Below are 15,757 nucleotides of genomic sequence, written 5' to 3' on the forward strand. Positions count from 1 at the left end.
GGTCCGGCGGCTAGTCTGTTGGCCCATGAGCGAACGTCTTGCGTGGGGGGCGGGCCTGTCCTGGACCACCGCCGAAGGAGCCGCTTTGGACTTCTGGTGCCCCGAACCGCGACTCGGGCCGGCGCCCGAAGACGGCGGGCCGTGGCCGGGGGCAGCCGCGTTGGCCGAGCTGGCCGGCGAGGATCCCGACCGCGAACTAGACCGCCGGCTCGCGCTCACGGCCATCGACCTGGACGCCGCCCCGGTCACCACCGAGGACGCCTACCTGCGCCTTCACCTCCTCTCGCACCGGCTGGTCCAACCGAACCAAGTCAACCTGGACGGCATCTTCGGCGTCCTGCCGAATGTGGTCTGGACCAACGCGGGGCCGTGCCAGCCGGCCGGTTTCGAACGCACCCGCGCCCGCCTGGAGCGGGCGGGACGCGGCCCGGTGCGGGTCCACGGGATCGACAAGTTCCCGGCCATGACGGACTACGTGGTCCCCGCGGGCGTGCGGATCGCCGACGCGACAAGGGTCCGGCTGGGCGCCCACCTGGCACCCGGCACCACCGTCATGCACGAGGGTTTCGTCAACTTCAACGCCGGCACCCTGGGCGAGTCCATGGTCGAGGGCCGCATCTCCCAAGGCGTGGTGGTGTCCGCCGCTGCGGACATCGGCGGTGGCGCCTCGATCATGGGCACCCTGTCCGGCGGCGGACGCGCCCGCATCACGGTGGGGCCGCGCTCCCTGATCGGCGCCAACGCCGGGATAGGCATCTCGCTCGGCGCGGATTGCGTGGTCGAAGCGGGCCTCTACGTCACCGCCGGCACCAAAGTGACGGTGGTCGCCCACACGGGTCAAACCCCCGCGCCCGATGCCGACCGGTCCATTTCCAGCCCCGCGGCCAGTCGCGTTTCGCCGGGCGACCGCGTGGTCAAAGCGGCCGAGCTGTCCGGCCAGGACGGGTGGCTGTTCCGGCGGAACTCCGTCACCGGCGCCGTCGAGGCGGTCCAGCGCGCCCACCTCCCAGGGGTCGAGCTCAACGCGGACTTGCATGCCAACTAGGGCCAGGAGACGCCAACGCCCCGCGCATCGGCTGGCCCGCCCTCCCCGCCGCCGACCGCTGGCCGCCGCCCTAACGGTCCTGATCGCCGTGGCGATCCTCGGCGGAGGGGCCTACGCGGCCGTCAACCATTGGCTGACCGGGCAGGCGCCCGCCCCTATTCGGATCACGCCGCGCTGCACCGCCGTCACTGACGCCGGCTCCGCCGCGCTCGACCCGGAGCAGGCCGCCAACGCGGCGCTCATCGCGGCGGTGGGCCAGGCCCGCGGCATGAGCGCCCGCGCCGTCACGATCGCCCTGGCCACAGCCATGCAGGAGTCGAAGCTCCGGAACTTGGACTACGGCGACCGCGATTCGCTCGGGCTGTTCCAGCAACGCCCCTCCCAGGACTGGGGCACGCCCGAACAGATCATGGACCCCCTCTATTCCGCAGGCGAGTTCTACACGGAGCTAGCCAACGTGCCGGGCTTTGAGACCATGCCCATCACCGAGGCGGCCCAAGCCGTCCAGCGTTCCGCCTATCCCGACGCTTACGCCAACCACGAGGCCGCCGCGCGGTCTTTCGCCTCGACCCTGACCGGGCATTCGCCAGGCGGCCTGACCTGCACTCTTCGAGCCGCCAGCGAGCCCGAGAGCCCGCAGGCGTTCCTGGGCGTGTTCCGGTCCGAATGGGGCGATCTGGCCGCCGAACGCGCCACCTTCACTTCGGGCGCCGCCGGCGCGGACGGCTCGGGTCCGGACGGCTCGGGCGAGGGCGGCGGCACCCCGGCGGCGGGGGGCGGCGTGACCTTGCGGGCCGAATCGAGTACCCGCGCGTGGGCTTATGCGCAGTGGGCGGTCGCCAAGGCCGAACAGCTTGGCGTCGAGTCGGTGGCCGTGGGCGGCTGGCTTTGGCAGCGGCCAACCGGGACTTGGGAGCCGGCGCCGAGCCCCACTGCGGCAGCCGTAGGCACCACTGACAGCGTCACAGTGCGATTGGCCTGACGAGGCCTTTGCGCCGCCGGACTAGGAGCGCTGGTTGACGGGCACGTAGTCGCGTTGCGGCTCGCCCACGTAAATCTGGCGCGGACGGCCGATCTTCCCGGCCGGGTCCTGGATCATCTCGCGCCACTGGGCGATCCATCCGGGGAGGCGGCCCAACGCGAATAGCGGGGTGAACATGGACGCCGGGAAACCCATCGCCCTGTAAATGATCCCGGTGTAGAAGTCGACGTTCGGGTAAAGACGGCGCTCGGCGAAGTAGTCGTCTGAGAGCGCGGCCTGCTCCACCTCGTGGGCTATGTCCAGCAACTCGTCTTTGACCCCAAGGGCCGCCAGCACCGCGTCGGCCTGCTTCTTGACGATGGCCGCGCGCGGGTCGTAACTCTTGTAGACGCGGTGGCCGAACCCCATCAGCTTCGCGCCGGAGCGCTTGTCCTTGACCCGCGCCATGAAATCCTTCGGCTCGATGTCGTTGTCGCGGATGTAGGACAGCATGTTCAGAACCGCCTCGTTGGCGCCGCCGTGGAGCGGGCCGGAGAGGGCGGAAACCCCGCCGGAGACGGACATGTACAAATTCGCCTGGGCCGACCCGATCATTCGGACCGAAGAGGTCGAGCAGTTCTGCTCATGGTCCGCGTGGAGGATCAGAAGAGTGTCGAGCGCCCGGTAGAACACGTCTGGCGCGTCGAACCGCTCGCCCGGCAATTGGAAAGTCATGCGGGCGAAGTTCTCAATATAGCTTTGCCCGTGTTTGGGGTAGAGCAGCGCGTTGCCTTGGGCTCGCCGGTAGATGTAGCTGATGATGGTGGGCATCTTTGCCAGCAGCAGCACGGTGGCGAGGCTCGCGGCGGACGGGTCCAGCGGGTCGAGCGACTCCGGGTAGAAGCCGGCCATCATGTTGATCGCGGCGCCCAGTGTGGCCATGGGGTGGGCCCGGCGCGGCATCACGGAGAAGATCTGCCGGAAGTCGTCCGACAGGTACATATGCTTGTCGATCCGTGTCTCAAACGCCTCCAGGTCGTGAGCGCTGGGTAATTCTCCCCTGATTAACAGCAGCGCCACCTCAAGAAACGTCGATTTCTCCGCCAACTGCTCAATCGGGTAGCCGCGGTAGCGGAGGATCCCGGCGTCGCCGTCAATGAAGGTGATCTGCGAAGCGCATGGCGCCGTGTTGAGGTAGCCGGTGTCCAGTGAGATCAGCCCGGTTTCCTTCATCAGCGGGGTCATGACGATCCCGTGGTTGCCCTGGCTCGCGCGAACTGTGGCAAGTTCGATGGTGCGGTCGCCGACCTGCAGGGAGACTTGAGGCAGTTCGTGTTCGGTTGCCGTCATGCGGTGACCTCCTCGTGTGCTGGGACGGATCGTGACCAGTCCTTTAGATAAGTTTTGGGGTAATTATGCCGGAAGGTTGCGGTGTTCGCTGTGGGCCCCGTTCCGGGACCCCAAGTGTGGGCGAAAACACGATCGTGATCCGCCGCCGGATCACGAAGAGCGTCTAGGTCGCACTCGCTGCCCGCCGGTCACGCCCCGGCCAGGCGGGCGGCCGCCTCCGCGACATCCCGGTCAGATCCCGTCAGGGCCATTCGCACGAACGCCTGCCCGGCCTCGCCGTAGAACGCGCCCGGCGCCACCAGGATGCCGAGCCCGGCCAGGTCCGCCACCGTCTGCCAGCAATCCTGGCGTTCCGGGGTGGTGAACCACAGGTAGAGGCCCGCGCCCGAGCCTTCAAGTTGGTAGCCCGCCTCCCTGACAGCGCCCATCAGGATTCGCCTGCGCCGCCCGTAGGCCTCGCGCTGTGCCGCGACATGCCCCTGGTCCTCCAAGGCCGCGACCATGGCCGCCTGAACGGGCGCGGGCATCATCATGCCCATGTGCTTGCGCAGGCCGGCAATCCGCGCGATCAGGGCCGGGTCGCCCGCCAGCCAAGCCGCCCGGTACCCGGCGGCGTTGGATTGCTTCGACAGCGAATACAGGGCCAGCAAGTTGGCGAGCGAGCCATCCCCCACACGCGGGTCCAACAGTGACGGCACTCCGGCCGAAACCCACGGCTCTTCCCACGCCAGCGCCGCGTAGCATTCGTCGCTGGCGACCACGGCGCCCGCGTCGCGGGCCCATTCGACCCACGCCGCCAATTCCGCCGGCCCGGCCACCCGCCCGTCGGGGTTGCCGGGGCTGTTCAGCCAGACCAACCTGACCTGGCCGCGCAGGTCGGCGGGGATTTCCCCGGGCGAGTTGGCTGGGACGGGCGTGGCCCCGGCCAGGCGAGCCCCCACGTCGTAGGTTGGATAGGCGACGCTCGGATGCGCCACCACGTCCCCGGACCGCAAGCCCAGCAGCGACGGCAACTGGGCGACCATTTCCTTGGAGCCGATGGTCGGCAGCACGCCCGAGGCGGGAAGGCCCGGCGCCCCCCGCCAAGTCGCGTAATGCCGCGCTATCGCCTCGCGCAAGTCCGGCGAGCCGATCGTGGCCGGGTACCCGGGCGCGTCCGCCGCCGCGCGCAAGGCTTCCCTAAGCACCTCCGGCGTCGGGTCCACCGGCGTGCCGACCGACAGGTCGATCAACCCGCCCGGATGCTCGCGGGCTCGGCGCTTGTAGGGCTCCAGCAGGTCCCATGGGAATGTCGGAAGGGCGGCGGCGTCGAATCCCATCGCGGCGCGCGCCTCTTACGCCTCGGGCGGCAGGGAAGCCACCAACGGGGCGTCATACGGCAACGGCCCCACTTTGGCGGCGCCGCCCGGCGATCCAAGCTGCGTGAAGAACTGGGCGTTCGCCACGGTGAAAGCCGACCATTCCTCCGGCACGTCGTCTTCGTAGAAGATCGCCACCTCGGGGCAAACCGGCTCGCAGGCGCCGCAGTCGACGCACTCGTCGGGCTGAATGTAGAGCGACCTCAGCCCCTCGTAGATGCAGTCCACCGGGCACTCGTCCACACAAGCCCCGTCCTTCACATCCACACACGGCTCTGCAATCACATACGTCACGGAAGTCAAGCGTAACGCCGCCGCCCGCCACCCGCCGTTGCCCTGGCCGCCGCACGGGCGTCGACCGCCTCACAGCGTCCGACAGGCCCACAGCCGCCGTTTGCCGTCGGCTCGCGGGCATGGCGAGGTGCGCCCCGCCGCAACCGGTCGGGTTTAATGCTGGGCATGGGCGAACCAATCTGGCTGGAGTGGCCGCTGGGCACCCGTGTGACCATCCGCCGCCGCCTGCCGGAAGGCGGCTACGCGGACACAGTAGGCGTTCTCGAGGCTGCCAGCCCAGACCATGTCGAGGTCCGTCACCGCAGCGGCGACCTGCGCCGAATTGACGCCTCAGTCATTGCGATAGCCCACCGCATCCCCGGACCGGCTGGCCGGTCAGCCCGCTCTTGGCTTGGGTCTTCCGGCCCCGCGCCAAGCGGGGGCGAGCGCCACAAGCACTAGTTTTGGGTCGCGCCCGGCTTCTTGCAGACGATCGCGTTCATCGGGTCGTAGCGCCAGTGCCAGGTTTCTTTTGCCTGGGCGTTGCCGTCCGGGTCGGTCCTGATCCGCCAGTAGTCGACTTGGAATCCGGAGCTGCCCATGGATTGCGGCTCGCAGTCGGCCTTGGTCGACTCGATGGTGCGCGGCGCCACGTAGGCGTACGGCTGGTCGATCCCCGCCTCGACCGTCCAGTACTTGGTGGACCACAGTTCGACCCACACTTTGAGGGAGTCCGTCACGCCCGCCCGCAGCACCACCCCATACGGGGTGTCGTTTTTGAACTTGTTGTCAATCTGGCCTTCCCACAAGGTGGCCTCCCGACCCGTCGGGTAGCGCGAGAAGTAGTTGGCGTGGGGTTGGTGTTCCACGTCCACCATGCCCGCCAGGTGCGCCGCGTTGTAGAGGGTCGTTGAGAACTGCGACAAACCGCCGCCGATGCCGTCTTGGGACACCCCGGAAACCACCACCCCGGCGTTGAACCAGCCGGTCTCCAGGCTGCGGTGGCCCAGCGCCTGGTCGAGGGAGAACGTCTCGCCCGGCCTGACCAGCATGCCGGTGACGATCTCCGCCGCCTTCCGCAGATTCTTGGTCCGGTCCACGCTGTTGGTCGCCTGGGTCTCAAAGCGGCCGACGATTTCCTTTATGCCCATCTGCTCCAGTTCGGCCCGGCCCGCGGCCGGGTCCGCCTCGGCCAATTCGACTGCGGCGAGGCGCGCGCCGCCGCTGGCCAGCGCGGCGCTGGAGATGGCTTCAACCAGCCGGTCGGGATTGAGCTTGGAGCCCTTGCGGCCCTCCTCGATGACGGGTTGGCCGTCAACGAACACGAACCGGGCGTCCTCGGCCTGGGTTTCAAGCCCGGCTGGCAAGCGCTTCGAGACCGACGCCTCCAGCAGTTCCTTGTCCCAATCGAGGCTCAGCCGCTCGCTCCCGTCCGGATCGGGTCCGATCAGGGCCGCCGCTGCAATCTCCGCGGTTGGGAGTTCCACCGTCGCGTCCGCGACTACCAAGCTGACAGGGCCAGACAGGATCGGCTTGGCGAGCGTTTCGATCGCCTCGTCTAGCTGTTCCCGGCCTATCTTGGGGGCCAATTCCGACACCGGCAACTGCCACGGTCCGGCCTTCGCCAAGTAGTCCGCCTGAATCTGTTTGATCGCGGCGGCGGTGTCCAGGCTCAGTCCCGCCGATGGCTCGGTCGTGACGATTTCGCCGGTCGCGACAGCCAGGGTGCCGTCAACCGGTTCAACGCGCGTTTGGGCGGCCAGCGCCGCCACATGCGACTCCATAGCTTCTCGGTTGACCGTCAGGGAAGGCTTCACCGCTTCGATCCCCCCGATGTGATCCCACAGGCGGACCGGGTTGAAGGTCAGGCCCGTCACCTGGGCCACCGTGTCCTCCGGCGAAAAGCCGACTCCGGCTATCACCGGATCAAAGGCGGCCTCTTCTTCCCCGACAACCACGGCGACCGCCTCTTTGGCTTTGGCGTCCAATTCGGCTCGCAGCCGGTCGACTGCGGCGACGTCCGTCAGGCCGCCTATGTCCACGCCCACCACCGAGGCGCCTTTGGGCACACGGTTGGCGAAGTAGTAGCTGGCGCCCACATATCCAGCGGCCGCCAGCACCACAATGACCAGCGGAATGACCCAACGCGCGCGGCGCTTGCGGCGCCCTTGGATCTTGCCGGACTTGAGCGGCTTGCCCGATCTCCCGACCGGCAGCGGCATTGTGTCATTGTGTGTCCCGGCCCCCGCAGCTGCGACGACTGGCAGTTCGCCGGTGTCAGCCTCCAATTCCGGCTGGGCGGCGGTGTCTGAGGCCGACGCGAGGACTGAGATCCGGCGCGGCGGCGAACTTGTCGGAGTCTGCGGAATCTGCGGCGATTCGGGCTCGACCGGTTCCTGCTCGCGGGTGTCGCCGATCGCGGAGAGCGAGCCCGCCGCCTCGTCGGGTTCAGCCGCCCCTTCGTCAGAACTGCCCGCCGCGAGGCCCTGCGCGGGCGGCCGTTCAGGCACCACTGGCTCCAGTTCACCGGTTTCGCCGGCCGCCCCAGGCAGGCTGGCCGGTTCGTCGAAGTCGGGTTCTCCCGGAGCGGGCTCGGCTTCGTCCATTGGGTCCGCCGCTGAGCTGGGCGTGGTCATTTCGGCATCCTCGTCCTGGTAGGGCGTCAGATCGGGATCCTCGCCCGCGCTGGGCGCCGGGTCGGCGTGATCGTGGACAGGCGACTGGGGCGGCGGCGTGAAGGCCGGGTCGAGAGATGACATCAGCGCGCGTTCGGCCAACAAGTCCAGCGGCGCCAGAAACGCCTCCCGGTAGAGCGCGTCACGCTCCAGGCGCTCAGTCTCCGCCATCCCCAGGTCGGCTGGGGCCGGGGCAACGGGGCCGGGCACGGCCGTGTCCGCCGGGTCCTCTGTCTGGTCTTCGGCGGCCTCGACCGGGGGCTCCCCGACCGACTCCTGGTCGGCCTCGTGCGGCCGCTGCTCGGCCGACGGCTGCTCGGCCTCGGCTGGGAGCGGGGAAACGGCATCGGGCACCGAGCTGTCGCCCGAGTCCCCGGGCTGGTCCTCGGCGACCTCGGCGGGGGACTCTCCGACCGACTCCTGGTCGGCCTCGTCCGGCCGCTCCCCGTCCGACCGCTGCTCGGCTTCGGCTGGGAGCGGGGAAACGGCATCGGGCACCGAGGCGTCGCCCGAGTCCCCGGACTGGCCTTCGGCGACCTCGGTTGGGGGCTCGGCTTCGGAATCGTGGTCGTCCTGGGGCTCAGAGTCACGCTCCGGGTCGGATTCGGGAACGGGCGTCACTTCCGGCTCGTCGTTTTCGGAATCGATTTCCGGGTCGTTTTGCGGGGCTTCTTGCACTTCATCCGCCACCTAGTTACCTCCAGGTCTTGTGGGCCTCATGCAATTCTAAGATGCCCTGAACCACCGGCGGGGTAGGAAGGCCGCAGCCATGGTGACCAAGGGCGCCGCGACAGCCCAAGCGAAGCCAATCCAGTCGCCTTGGATGACCAGGTCGCCACCGGGTCCGGGCAGGGCGCTGGCCTGGGCGGCGGCGAAGGACCCGACGGCCGCGCCGAACACTCCGGCCCAGCCCGCCAAGGCGCGCGCGGCGACCGCCCAGCCGAAAACGCCAACCACGGCCATGACCAGGCCCAGCGGAAACGCCTCCACGGGCCCCAGCGCGACGGACGCGCGGTGCCAGACGCCCAGCAGCAGCGTCACCACAGCGCTGGCCAAGCCGCAGCCCACCCCCTTGACCACGATCACCGCCATGTCAGGCGTCCGGGCGGCTGTCGCGTTTGGCGCGGCCCCGTGCCTTGCCCCGCAGTTCGGCGGAGAGCTCCACCTTGCGGATCCGCGTGATCTCCGGGGTCACTTCGACGCATTCGTCTGTGGCCGCGAACTCGAGGGACTCCTCTAACGTCAGGCGGCGCGGCGGGGTCAGGCGCTCCAGTTCGTCCCCTGTCGAGGAACGCATGTTGGTGAGCTTCTTCTCGCGGGTGATGTTGACGTCCATGTCCTCGTTGCGCGGGTTCTCCCCCACCACCATGCCCTCGTAGACCTCCTCGGTCGGCGCGACGAAGAACGCCCCGCGCTCCTGGAGGGCCATGATGGCGTAGGGCGTGGCCACGCCGGGGCGGTCCGCCACCATGGAGCCCGTGACGCGCAATTCGATCGGCCCGGCCCACGGCTCGTAGCCGTCGAAGATCGAGGACGCGATCCCCGTGCCCCGTGTCTCCGTCAAGAATTGCGTCCGGAAGGAGATCAACCCCCGCGCGGGCACCACGAACTCCATCCGCACCCAGCCGGAGCCGTGGTTCGCCATGGTGACCATGCGGCCCTTGCGGGCGGCCATCAACTGGGTGATGGTCCCCAAGTATTCCTCGGGGGCGTCTATGGTCATGCGCTCCATCGGCTCCAACAGCCGGCCGTCCTCGGTCTTGGTGACCACCTGCGGCTTGCCCACAGTCAGCTCGAAGCCCTCGCGCCGCATCTGCTCCACCAGCACGGCCAGCGCCAACTCGCCCCGCCCTTGGACCTCCCACACGTCCGGCCGCTCAGTCGGGAGCACCCGCAGCGACACGTTGCCGACCAATTCGCGCGCCAGGCGGTCTTTGACCTGCCGGGCCGTCAGCTTGTGGCCCTTGACTTTGCCCGCCAGCGGCGAGGTGTTGATGCCGATCGTCATGGAGATGGCGGGCTCGTCAACCGTGATGGTGGGCAGCGGCCTGGGGTCCTCCGGGTCCGTCAGCGTGTCGCCGATCATGATGTCGCCGATCCCCGCCACCGCCACGATGTCCCCCGCCCGCGCCCGGTCGGTCGGCACGCGGTCCAACGCCTCCGTCGCCAGCAGTTCCGTGATCTTGACGTTCTTCAGCGACCCGTCCTGCCTGGCCCAGGCCACGATTTGGCCTTTGGCCAGTTCGCCGTTGTAAAGCCGCAGCAGGGCCAACCGGCCCAGGAACGGGGAGGCGTCCAAGTTGGTGACGTGGGCCTGCAGCGGGGCTCCCGGGTCGTAGGTGGGCGCCGGAATGGTCTCCACTATGGCTTTGAACAAGGGCTCCAGGTCCGCCCCGTCCGGCATCTGCCCGTCCGGCGGCGCCGTCAGCGAGGCCCGCCCCGCCTTCGCCGCCGCGTAGATCACCGGGAAGTCCAGCACCGCGTCCAGATTCAGCGACGGGTCGTCCTCCGTCAAGTCGCTGGCCAGCGACAACAGCAGGTCCGTGGTCTCCGCCACGACCTCCTCGATCCGCGCGTCCGGCCGGTCGACCTTGTTCACAACAACGATCACCGGGAGTTCGGCCGCCAACGCCTTGCGCAGCACGAACCGCGTCTGCGGCAGCGGCCCCTCCGACGCGTCGACCAGCAGCACCACGCCGTCCACCATGGACAGGCCGCGCTCCACCTCGCCCCCGAAGTCGGCGTGCCCCGGCGTGTCCACCACGTTGATGGTGATCGCGTCCGCGTCGCCTTTCCCCGCACCCTGGGCGGTTCCCCCCGGCCCAGCCCCGCCGTCCGCCACGCTCGCGGCCGCCGGCCCCCGGTAGTGGACCGCCGTGTTCTTGGCGAGGATCGTGATGCCCTTCTCCCGCTCCAGGTCGCCGGAGTCGAGGGCGCGTTCGGCCACATGCTCATGCTGGCCGAAGGCGCCGGTCTGCCACAGCATCGCGTCCACCAGAGTGGTCTTGCCGTGGTCGACGTGCGCCACAATGGCCACATTGCGCAGGTCTGGCCGGGACGCGAGTTTGGACATGTATTTGACTGCTTTCTGCTGTGCGATCATCGACGCGGTTGGCCAGGCGCCGAGGTTTCATTCGGCCGCCGGCGGCCCCGCCATGATACCCGGCGCGGCCGAACCGTCTTTCCGCCCGCCGGCCAGGTCTGGGCGCATCCGCCCCGTACGCTCCAACGCCTGGTCGAGGCGCCACTGCGCGATCTTCCCGTGGTTGCCGGACGCCAGCACCTCCGGCACCGCGAGCCCCCGCCAGGTGGGCGGCTTGGTGTACACAGGGTATTCCAGCAGCCCAGGCCGCACGTGCGATTCCTCGGTCAGCGACTCCGCGTTCCCCAGCACGCCGGGCAGCAGGCGCGTGATCGCCTCGATCATCGCCAACGCCGCGACCTCTCCGCCCGCCAGCACGTAGTCCCCGATCGACAGTTCCTCCACCGCCACATCCGCGCGCCCCCGGTAGTGTTCAGCCACCCGCGCGTCGATCCCCTCGTAGCGCCCGCACGCGAACACCAAGTGCCGCGCCTTAGCCAGCCGCCCGGCCACAGCCTGGTCAAACACCTTGCCCGATGCCGTCGTCACCACCAACGTCGCCCCCTCGCCGCCGAGGCCGTCCCCGCCGTCAGGCCCCTCCGCCGCGCCCGCGCCATCCCGCGCTTCGGGGGATGCCGGCCCGCCCAGGATTTCGTCCATGGCCAGGCCCCACGGCTCGGGTTTCATGACCATCCCGGCGCCGCCGCCGTACGGGGTGTCGTCAACGGTCCGGTGCCGGTCCGAGGTCCAATCGCGCAGGTCGTGGACTCGCAGTTGGACAATTCCCGCTTCGGCGGCTTTGCCCAGCAGCGACAACTGCGCCGGCGCCAGGTACTCCGGGAAGATGGTTATCACGTCGATCAACACGGCCGCTCAGTCCTCCTCCGTCAGCGGCCTGGCCGCGACCAGCCCCCGGGGCGGGTCGACCACTATCCGCATCCGGTCCAGGTCGACTTCCAGCACCAGCGCCTTGACCAGCGGAACCAGAGCCTTGGAGCAGTCCGGCTGGTCGATCTCCAGCAGATCTTGACCCGGCATGGCGATCAAATCAGACACGGCGCCAACGGGAGTGCCGTCCGGGAGGAACACCTCCGCCCCGCGCAGTTGCGCGGGGTACCAGGCGTCCGGTTCCTCGGCCGGGTCCACTTCGGCCGCCAGCCGCACCCCCCGCAGCGCTTCGGCCGCGTCGCGGCCCTCGACCTCGGCGAAGCCCGCCACAGCCCTGCCGGAGTCTGCCCGGAACCGCAGCAATGTCAGCCGGGCGGGCGCGTCCCCCGCCCGGTCCGGTCCGTCCGGCTCCACCGTGTACACCGAACCGACTTGAAACCGCCGTTTGGGCTGGTCGGTGCGCAGTTCCAAGACCACGTCCCCTTTGACACCATGAGGCCGGGCGACCACGGCCACGACTACTTCCACAACCCCCGCCTCCTCGTCGAGCGACCGCCCCGGGCGGCGTTGCCAAGAGGTCCGCCGATCACGGTGCCGACCACCCCCGCGACCCCCAACCGGGGTTCGCGCGTGACGGTCCGGACGGCATCGTGAACTGCGGAGGCGTTTGACCTCCGGGTCAACGCCGGTCGGTGTCGACCACGTCGACCCGCACGTCGCCGCTCCGCGAGAGCGCGTTGGTGACGGTTCTGAGCGCTTTGGCCGTCCGGCCGTTGCGTCCAATCACCCGGCCAAGGTCGGTCGGCGCGACTCGGATCTCGAGCATTTCGCCGCGGCGGTTGCGCCGCTCGCGCACGGTGACCGCGTCCGGGTCGTCGACGATTCCGCGAACCAGGTGTTCCAAAGCCCGCGCCAGCATCAGGCCTCCGGCGTTGCCGCGGCTTCGGATTCGGCGGCGGGCTCTGCGGGCTCGGCTGAATCCGTGGCCGGTTCGGCGGGATCGGCGGCCTGCGCCTCCGCCTCGGCGGCTTTGGCCTCTGCGGCCGCCTTCGCCTCGGCTGCCCTGGCTTCCGCCTCGGCTTTGGCCTTGGCCTCGGCTTGGGCGGTGACCTTCTTGAGGGCTTCGGCTTCGGCCTGCTCCACGGCGGCGGCCGCAGCCGCCTCAGCGGCCTGCCGGGCCGGAACCTTCAATGTGCCCTCCTTGTAGGGCAGGCCCTTGAACTTCTGCCAGTCGCCGGTCAGCTTCAACTGGGCCAGGACGGGCGCCGTGGGCTGGGCGCCCACCGACAGCCAGTACTGGACCCGATCGGATTTGACCTCGATATACGAGGGATCCTCTGTCGGATGGTACTTGCCAATTTCCTCGATCACACGCCCGTCGCGCTTGGCGCGGGCGTCGACAACCACAATGCGGTAATAAGGTGCCCGGATCTTGCCCAGGCGCTTGAGCCGAATCTTTACAGCCACAGCAGCGGTTACTTCCTTTGCGTTCTGAGATGGATATCCGTCGCAGGGATGGCCCGTGGGGTGGGTCGCCTGGCCGACAAGCTGGACGCGCGCGTGATGGTTGAGAGGGTCCTTCAAGCGCACATACGAACAGTCATTGTGCCAGAAACTACCCCGCCCCCTCAACGCGGCCCGCGCTTGGTGGCGCTTTGCGCCCAACGCCGACCCGCACGGCGGCCAACTTGAGGCCTGCGGGGACAACCCGACCCACCGCGCAATGGACGAATGCCAGGGCCCAGCCGCCGAAAACGGTGCTCTGCGGCACCCTCGAACGACACCACCCTCGCGGTGGTGTCGACCAACGGCGTCCACCGCCACCCGCCCAAAACCACCCCAACCCCCTGGCCAGCCCAGACGCGGGCCACCCCAGACACGGCCCAAGAGCCGCCGCACCCGCCAACGACACCCCCCCCGCGGTGGTGTCGCCCAACGGTGCGGCGGGATGGGAAGGCGGCGGGCGGGCTGGGGCGGGCGGACGGCATCGGCACCAGGCGAACCGACCGCGTGGGGCGGGAAGGCGGGATCGGGCACCAGGCGAACCGGCGGGGCGGAAAGGCGGTGGCGGGCGGACGGCGCGGGGCGCGGGAAGGCACTCTTGGGCGACAACCGCGCACCGCCCGGGGCAGGGCACTGGCCAAAGTCGTTTGGAGGCCCCGCTCCCCGGGGGTGCCGCCTAGCCCTTGACGGAGCCGGCCAGGAGGCCGCGGACGAAGTAGCGCTGCAGGCTCAGGAAGACGGCCACCGGCACGATCATCGACACGAAGGCGCCGGCGGAGAGCAGGTGCCATTTGGCACCCAGCGAACCGGCCATGTCGGAGAGGCGGGCGGTGATGGGCGCCAAATCCGGGGTGTTGCCGCCAAAAGCGAGCGCCACCAGGAGGTCGTTCCAGACCCACAGGAACTGGAAGATCGCGAACGAGGCGATCGCCGGGACCATCAGCGGCAAGATGACGCGGAAGAAGATCGTGACATGGCCGGCGCCGTCAACGCGGGCGGCCTCCACCAGGGAGCGCGGGATGTCCTTCATGAAATTGTGCAGCAGGAAGATCGCCAGCGGCAGGCCGAACATGGCGTGCGACAGCCACAGCACCCAGAAGGAGGCGTTCAAACCCAAGTTGACGTACTGGGTGAGCAGGGGCACCATCGCGACCTGGATCGGGACCACCTGCAACGCGAAAATGCCCACAAAGAGGATGTTCGAGCCCCGGAACGGAATCCAGGCGAACGCGTAGGCCGCAAGGAGCGCCAGAAAGATCGGGATGACCACCGCCGGCAGCGTCATGACGATCGAATTGATGAAATAGTCGGCCAAATTCGCGGTGCCGCTGCCACTGAGCACCGTTTTGTAATGGTCCAGCGAGAAACCGCCCCAGTTGGACGGGTTCAGCGCCTCCCACCAACCCGTCCGCCGGATGTCCTTGACCGAGCCCCGGAAAGACGTCACCAGCAACCCGAACGTCGGCACGGACCAAAGCAGGCCGATCGCGATCGCGATGGCCGAAGCCGAAGACGAGGTCAGCGCCCGTTTGGCCCGCGCCGCCCTGCCCCCGCCGGGCTTCGGTTGGCCGCCGGCGCGATTGCGGGTCGCGACTGCCACGCTGTTCATCGGATGTCCTCCGCTTTCCTCAATTGGCTCACGTTGTAGGCGATCACGGGGACCACGATCACGAAAAGGAGCACCGCGAGCGCCGCGCCGACTCCTTTGTTGTGATTGTTGAACGACTGCGTGTAGAAGTCGTTCGCCACGACCGAGGCGTGGTAAAGCCGCCCCTGCATGGTTCTGACAATGTCGAAAGCCTTCAGGGCGGTCATAGCGACCGTTGTCATGACCACGACCAACGCGGGCCGGATCATGGGGACGGTCACGTAACGGAACAGTTTGACGCCGGTCAGCCCGTCCAGCCGGCCGGCCTCCACAATGTCGTCCGGGATGGCCTTGATGGAGGCGCTCAGCACCGTCATCGCAAAGCCCGCTTGGATCCAGATCATGACCACCATCAAGTAGAACGTGTTCCAAGGCGCGTTCATCAGCCACTGCGGGGCGGTGGCCTCATGGTCGCCGAACCAGCCAGCCACCGTCACATACAGGTGGGACAGCACGCCGACCTGGTTGTCATACACGAATTTCCAGATGATTGAGGCCCCGACCATGGAAATGGCCATGGGCAGGAAAATCAGCGTCTTGGCGAACTTCTCGACCTTGGCGCGGTCCACGAGGACGGCGTAGACCAGCCCGATCACTGTGGACAACAGCGGGACCAGCACCACCCACGCGAGGGTGTTGCGCAGGGTCGTCAAGAACTCGGCGTCACTCAGAATGGCGCCGAAGTTGGCCAGGCCGACAAAACTCGTTGACGTCTCGTCGAACACCGAGTTCTTGATGGTCACCAGGGCGGGGTAGATCAGCCCGAAGCACACGAGTCCCAGGGCGGGGAACAAGAAGATCAACGCGGTGACCCAACTGGGGAGCCGTTTCGGCAGTTGGGAAAGGAACAGAACCAGGGCCATGACCAGCGCGAACAGCGCTATGGCGATGACCATCAGAAACAGTTTCCCCCCGATGGTGGTGGGGTGCAGCAACAAGGCGTCCATTGTCTGGCTCCTTTGGCGTCCGGCCGG

The 15,757-nt window shown here is 68.6% G+C and carries 15 protein-coding genes; 3 read left to right on the forward strand and 12 right to left on the reverse strand.

The window, feature by feature from the left end:
• The first annotated feature begins 25 nt into the window (after positions 1-25).
• The gene (gene dapD, locus LBC97_07355) at positions 26-1,045 is read left to right on the forward strand and encodes a 2,3,4,5-tetrahydropyridine-2,6-dicarboxylate N-succinyltransferase (GenBank protein MDR2565862.1); all 1,020 of its coding nucleotides are present in this window, start codon (positions 26-28) and stop codon (positions 1,043-1,045) included.
• Positions 1,035-2,027 (forward strand): cobalt transporter, encoded by a 993-nt coding sequence (locus tag LBC97_07360; GenBank protein ID MDR2565863.1) that lies wholly within the window; start codon positions 1,035-1,037, stop codon positions 2,025-2,027. Before dapD ends, LBC97_07360 begins: the two co-directional genes overlap by 11 nt.
• A gap of 21 nt (positions 2,028-2,048) precedes the next feature.
• Here the strand turns inward: LBC97_07360 and LBC97_07365 are convergent, their stop codons facing one another.
• The 3 genes from LBC97_07365 to LBC97_07375 all read right to left on the reverse strand — a co-directional run bounded on the left by LBC97_07365 (position 2,049) and on the right by LBC97_07375 (position 5,008).
• Entirely contained in the window at positions 2,049-3,356 is a 1,308-nt protein-coding gene (locus LBC97_07365) for a citrate synthase (GenBank protein ID MDR2565864.1), read from the reverse strand.
• A gap of 188 nt (positions 3,357-3,544) precedes the next feature.
• Positions 3,545-4,675, reverse strand: coding sequence for a succinyldiaminopimelate transaminase (dapC, locus tag LBC97_07370; GenBank protein ID MDR2565865.1), 1,131 nt, complete (start codon positions 4,673-4,675; stop codon positions 3,545-3,547).
• Between the two features lie 15 nt (positions 4,676-4,690).
• Entirely contained in the window at positions 4,691-5,008 is a 318-nt protein-coding gene (locus LBC97_07375; GenBank protein ID MDR2565866.1) for a ferredoxin family protein, read from the reverse strand.
• Between the two features lie 165 nt (positions 5,009-5,173).
• Here LBC97_07375 and LBC97_07380 point away from each other — a divergent pair, with 165 nt between their 5' ends.
• Positions 5,174-5,449, forward strand: coding sequence for a hypothetical protein (locus LBC97_07380; protein ID MDR2565867.1), 276 nt, complete (start codon positions 5,174-5,176; stop codon positions 5,447-5,449).
• On the opposite strand, the gene LBC97_07385 is transcribed toward LBC97_07380, so the two are convergent.
• The 9 genes from LBC97_07385 to LBC97_07425 all read right to left on the reverse strand — a co-directional run bounded on the left by LBC97_07385 (position 5,446) and on the right by LBC97_07425 (position 15,730).
• Positions 5,446-8,352: a VanW family protein gene (locus tag LBC97_07385; protein ID MDR2565868.1), complete on the reverse strand. Its 2,907-nt coding sequence runs from the start codon at positions 8,350-8,352 to the stop codon at positions 5,446-5,448. The genes LBC97_07380 and LBC97_07385 overlap by 4 nt on opposite strands.
• Positions 8,353-8,388: 36 nt before the next feature.
• Positions 8,389-8,754, reverse strand: coding sequence for a hypothetical protein (locus LBC97_07390; protein MDR2565869.1), 366 nt, complete (start codon positions 8,752-8,754; stop codon positions 8,389-8,391).
• 1 nt (position 8,755) lies between these two features.
• Positions 8,756-10,735 (reverse strand): translational GTPase TypA, encoded by a 1,980-nt coding sequence (typA, locus tag LBC97_07395; GenBank protein MDR2565870.1) that lies wholly within the window; start codon positions 10,733-10,735, stop codon positions 8,756-8,758.
• A 57-nt stretch (positions 10,736-10,792) separates the two neighbouring features.
• Entirely contained in the window at positions 10,793-11,611 is an 819-nt protein-coding gene (gene trmD / locus LBC97_07400) for a tRNA (guanosine(37)-N1)-methyltransferase TrmD (GenBank protein ID MDR2565871.1), read from the reverse strand.
• A 6-nt stretch (positions 11,612-11,617) separates the two neighbouring features.
• Positions 11,618-12,160: a ribosome maturation factor RimM gene (rimM, locus tag LBC97_07405; protein ID MDR2565872.1), complete on the reverse strand. Its 543-nt coding sequence runs from the start codon at positions 12,158-12,160 to the stop codon at positions 11,618-11,620.
• Positions 12,161-12,311: 151 nt separating this feature from the next.
• A complete protein-coding gene (locus LBC97_07410; protein MDR2565873.1) occupies positions 12,312-12,551 on the reverse strand; it encodes an RNA-binding protein in 240 nt (79 codons plus the stop codon).
• On the reverse strand, positions 12,551-13,099 hold the full coding sequence (rpsP, locus tag LBC97_07415; GenBank protein MDR2565874.1) for a 30S ribosomal protein S16: 549 nt from the start codon (positions 13,097-13,099) through the stop codon (positions 12,551-12,553). The genes LBC97_07410 and rpsP overlap by 1 nt, the downstream gene beginning before the upstream one ends.
• A 712-nt stretch (positions 13,100-13,811) precedes the next feature.
• Complete coding sequence (locus LBC97_07420) at positions 13,812-14,744, reverse strand: carbohydrate ABC transporter permease (protein MDR2565875.1); 933 nt, start codon at positions 14,742-14,744, stop codon at positions 13,812-13,814.
• Positions 14,741-15,730, reverse strand: coding sequence for a sugar ABC transporter permease (locus LBC97_07425; GenBank protein MDR2565876.1), 990 nt, complete (start codon positions 15,728-15,730; stop codon positions 14,741-14,743). The genes LBC97_07420 and LBC97_07425 overlap by 4 nt, the downstream gene beginning before the upstream one ends.
• Between the last annotated feature and the right edge of the window lie 27 nt (positions 15,731-15,757).

The organism is Bifidobacteriaceae bacterium (assembly GCA_031281585.1).
GTDB lineage: Bacteria > Actinomycetota > Actinomycetes > Actinomycetales > WQXJ01 > JAIRTF01.

Excerpts from the sequence above, each read along its gene's own strand:
- dapC (MDR2565865.1), bottom strand. The coding sequence starts at position 4,675 with ATGGGATTCGACGCCGCCGCCCTTCCGACATTCCCATGGGACCTGCTG.
- LBC97_07425 (MDR2565876.1), bottom strand. The coding sequence starts at position 15,730 with ATGGACGCCTTGTTGCTGCACCCCACCACCATCGGGGGGAAACTGTTT.
- LBC97_07380 (MDR2565867.1), top strand. The coding sequence starts at position 5,174 with ATGGGCGAACCAATCTGGCTGGAGTGGCCGCTGGGCACCCGTGTGACC.
- LBC97_07420 (MDR2565875.1), bottom strand. The coding sequence starts at position 14,744 with ATGAACAGCGTGGCAGTCGCGACCCGCAATCGCGCCGGCGGCCAACCG.
- LBC97_07365 (MDR2565864.1), bottom strand. The coding sequence starts at position 3,356 with ATGACGGCAACCGAACACGAACTGCCTCAAGTCTCCCTGCAGGTCGGC.
- dapD (MDR2565862.1), top strand. The coding sequence starts at position 26 with ATGAGCGAACGTCTTGCGTGGGGGGCGGGCCTGTCCTGGACCACCGCC.
- LBC97_07360 (MDR2565863.1), top strand. The coding sequence starts at position 1,035 with ATGCCAACTAGGGCCAGGAGACGCCAACGCCCCGCGCATCGGCTGGCC.
- LBC97_07410 (MDR2565873.1), bottom strand. The coding sequence starts at position 12,551 with ATGCTGGCGCGGGCTTTGGAACACCTGGTTCGCGGAATCGTCGACGAC.
- typA (MDR2565870.1), bottom strand. The coding sequence starts at position 10,735 with ATGTCCAAACTCGCGTCCCGGCCAGACCTGCGCAATGTGGCCATTGTG.
- LBC97_07390 (MDR2565869.1), bottom strand. The coding sequence starts at position 8,754 with ATGGCGGTGATCGTGGTCAAGGGGGTGGGCTGCGGCTTGGCCAGCGCT.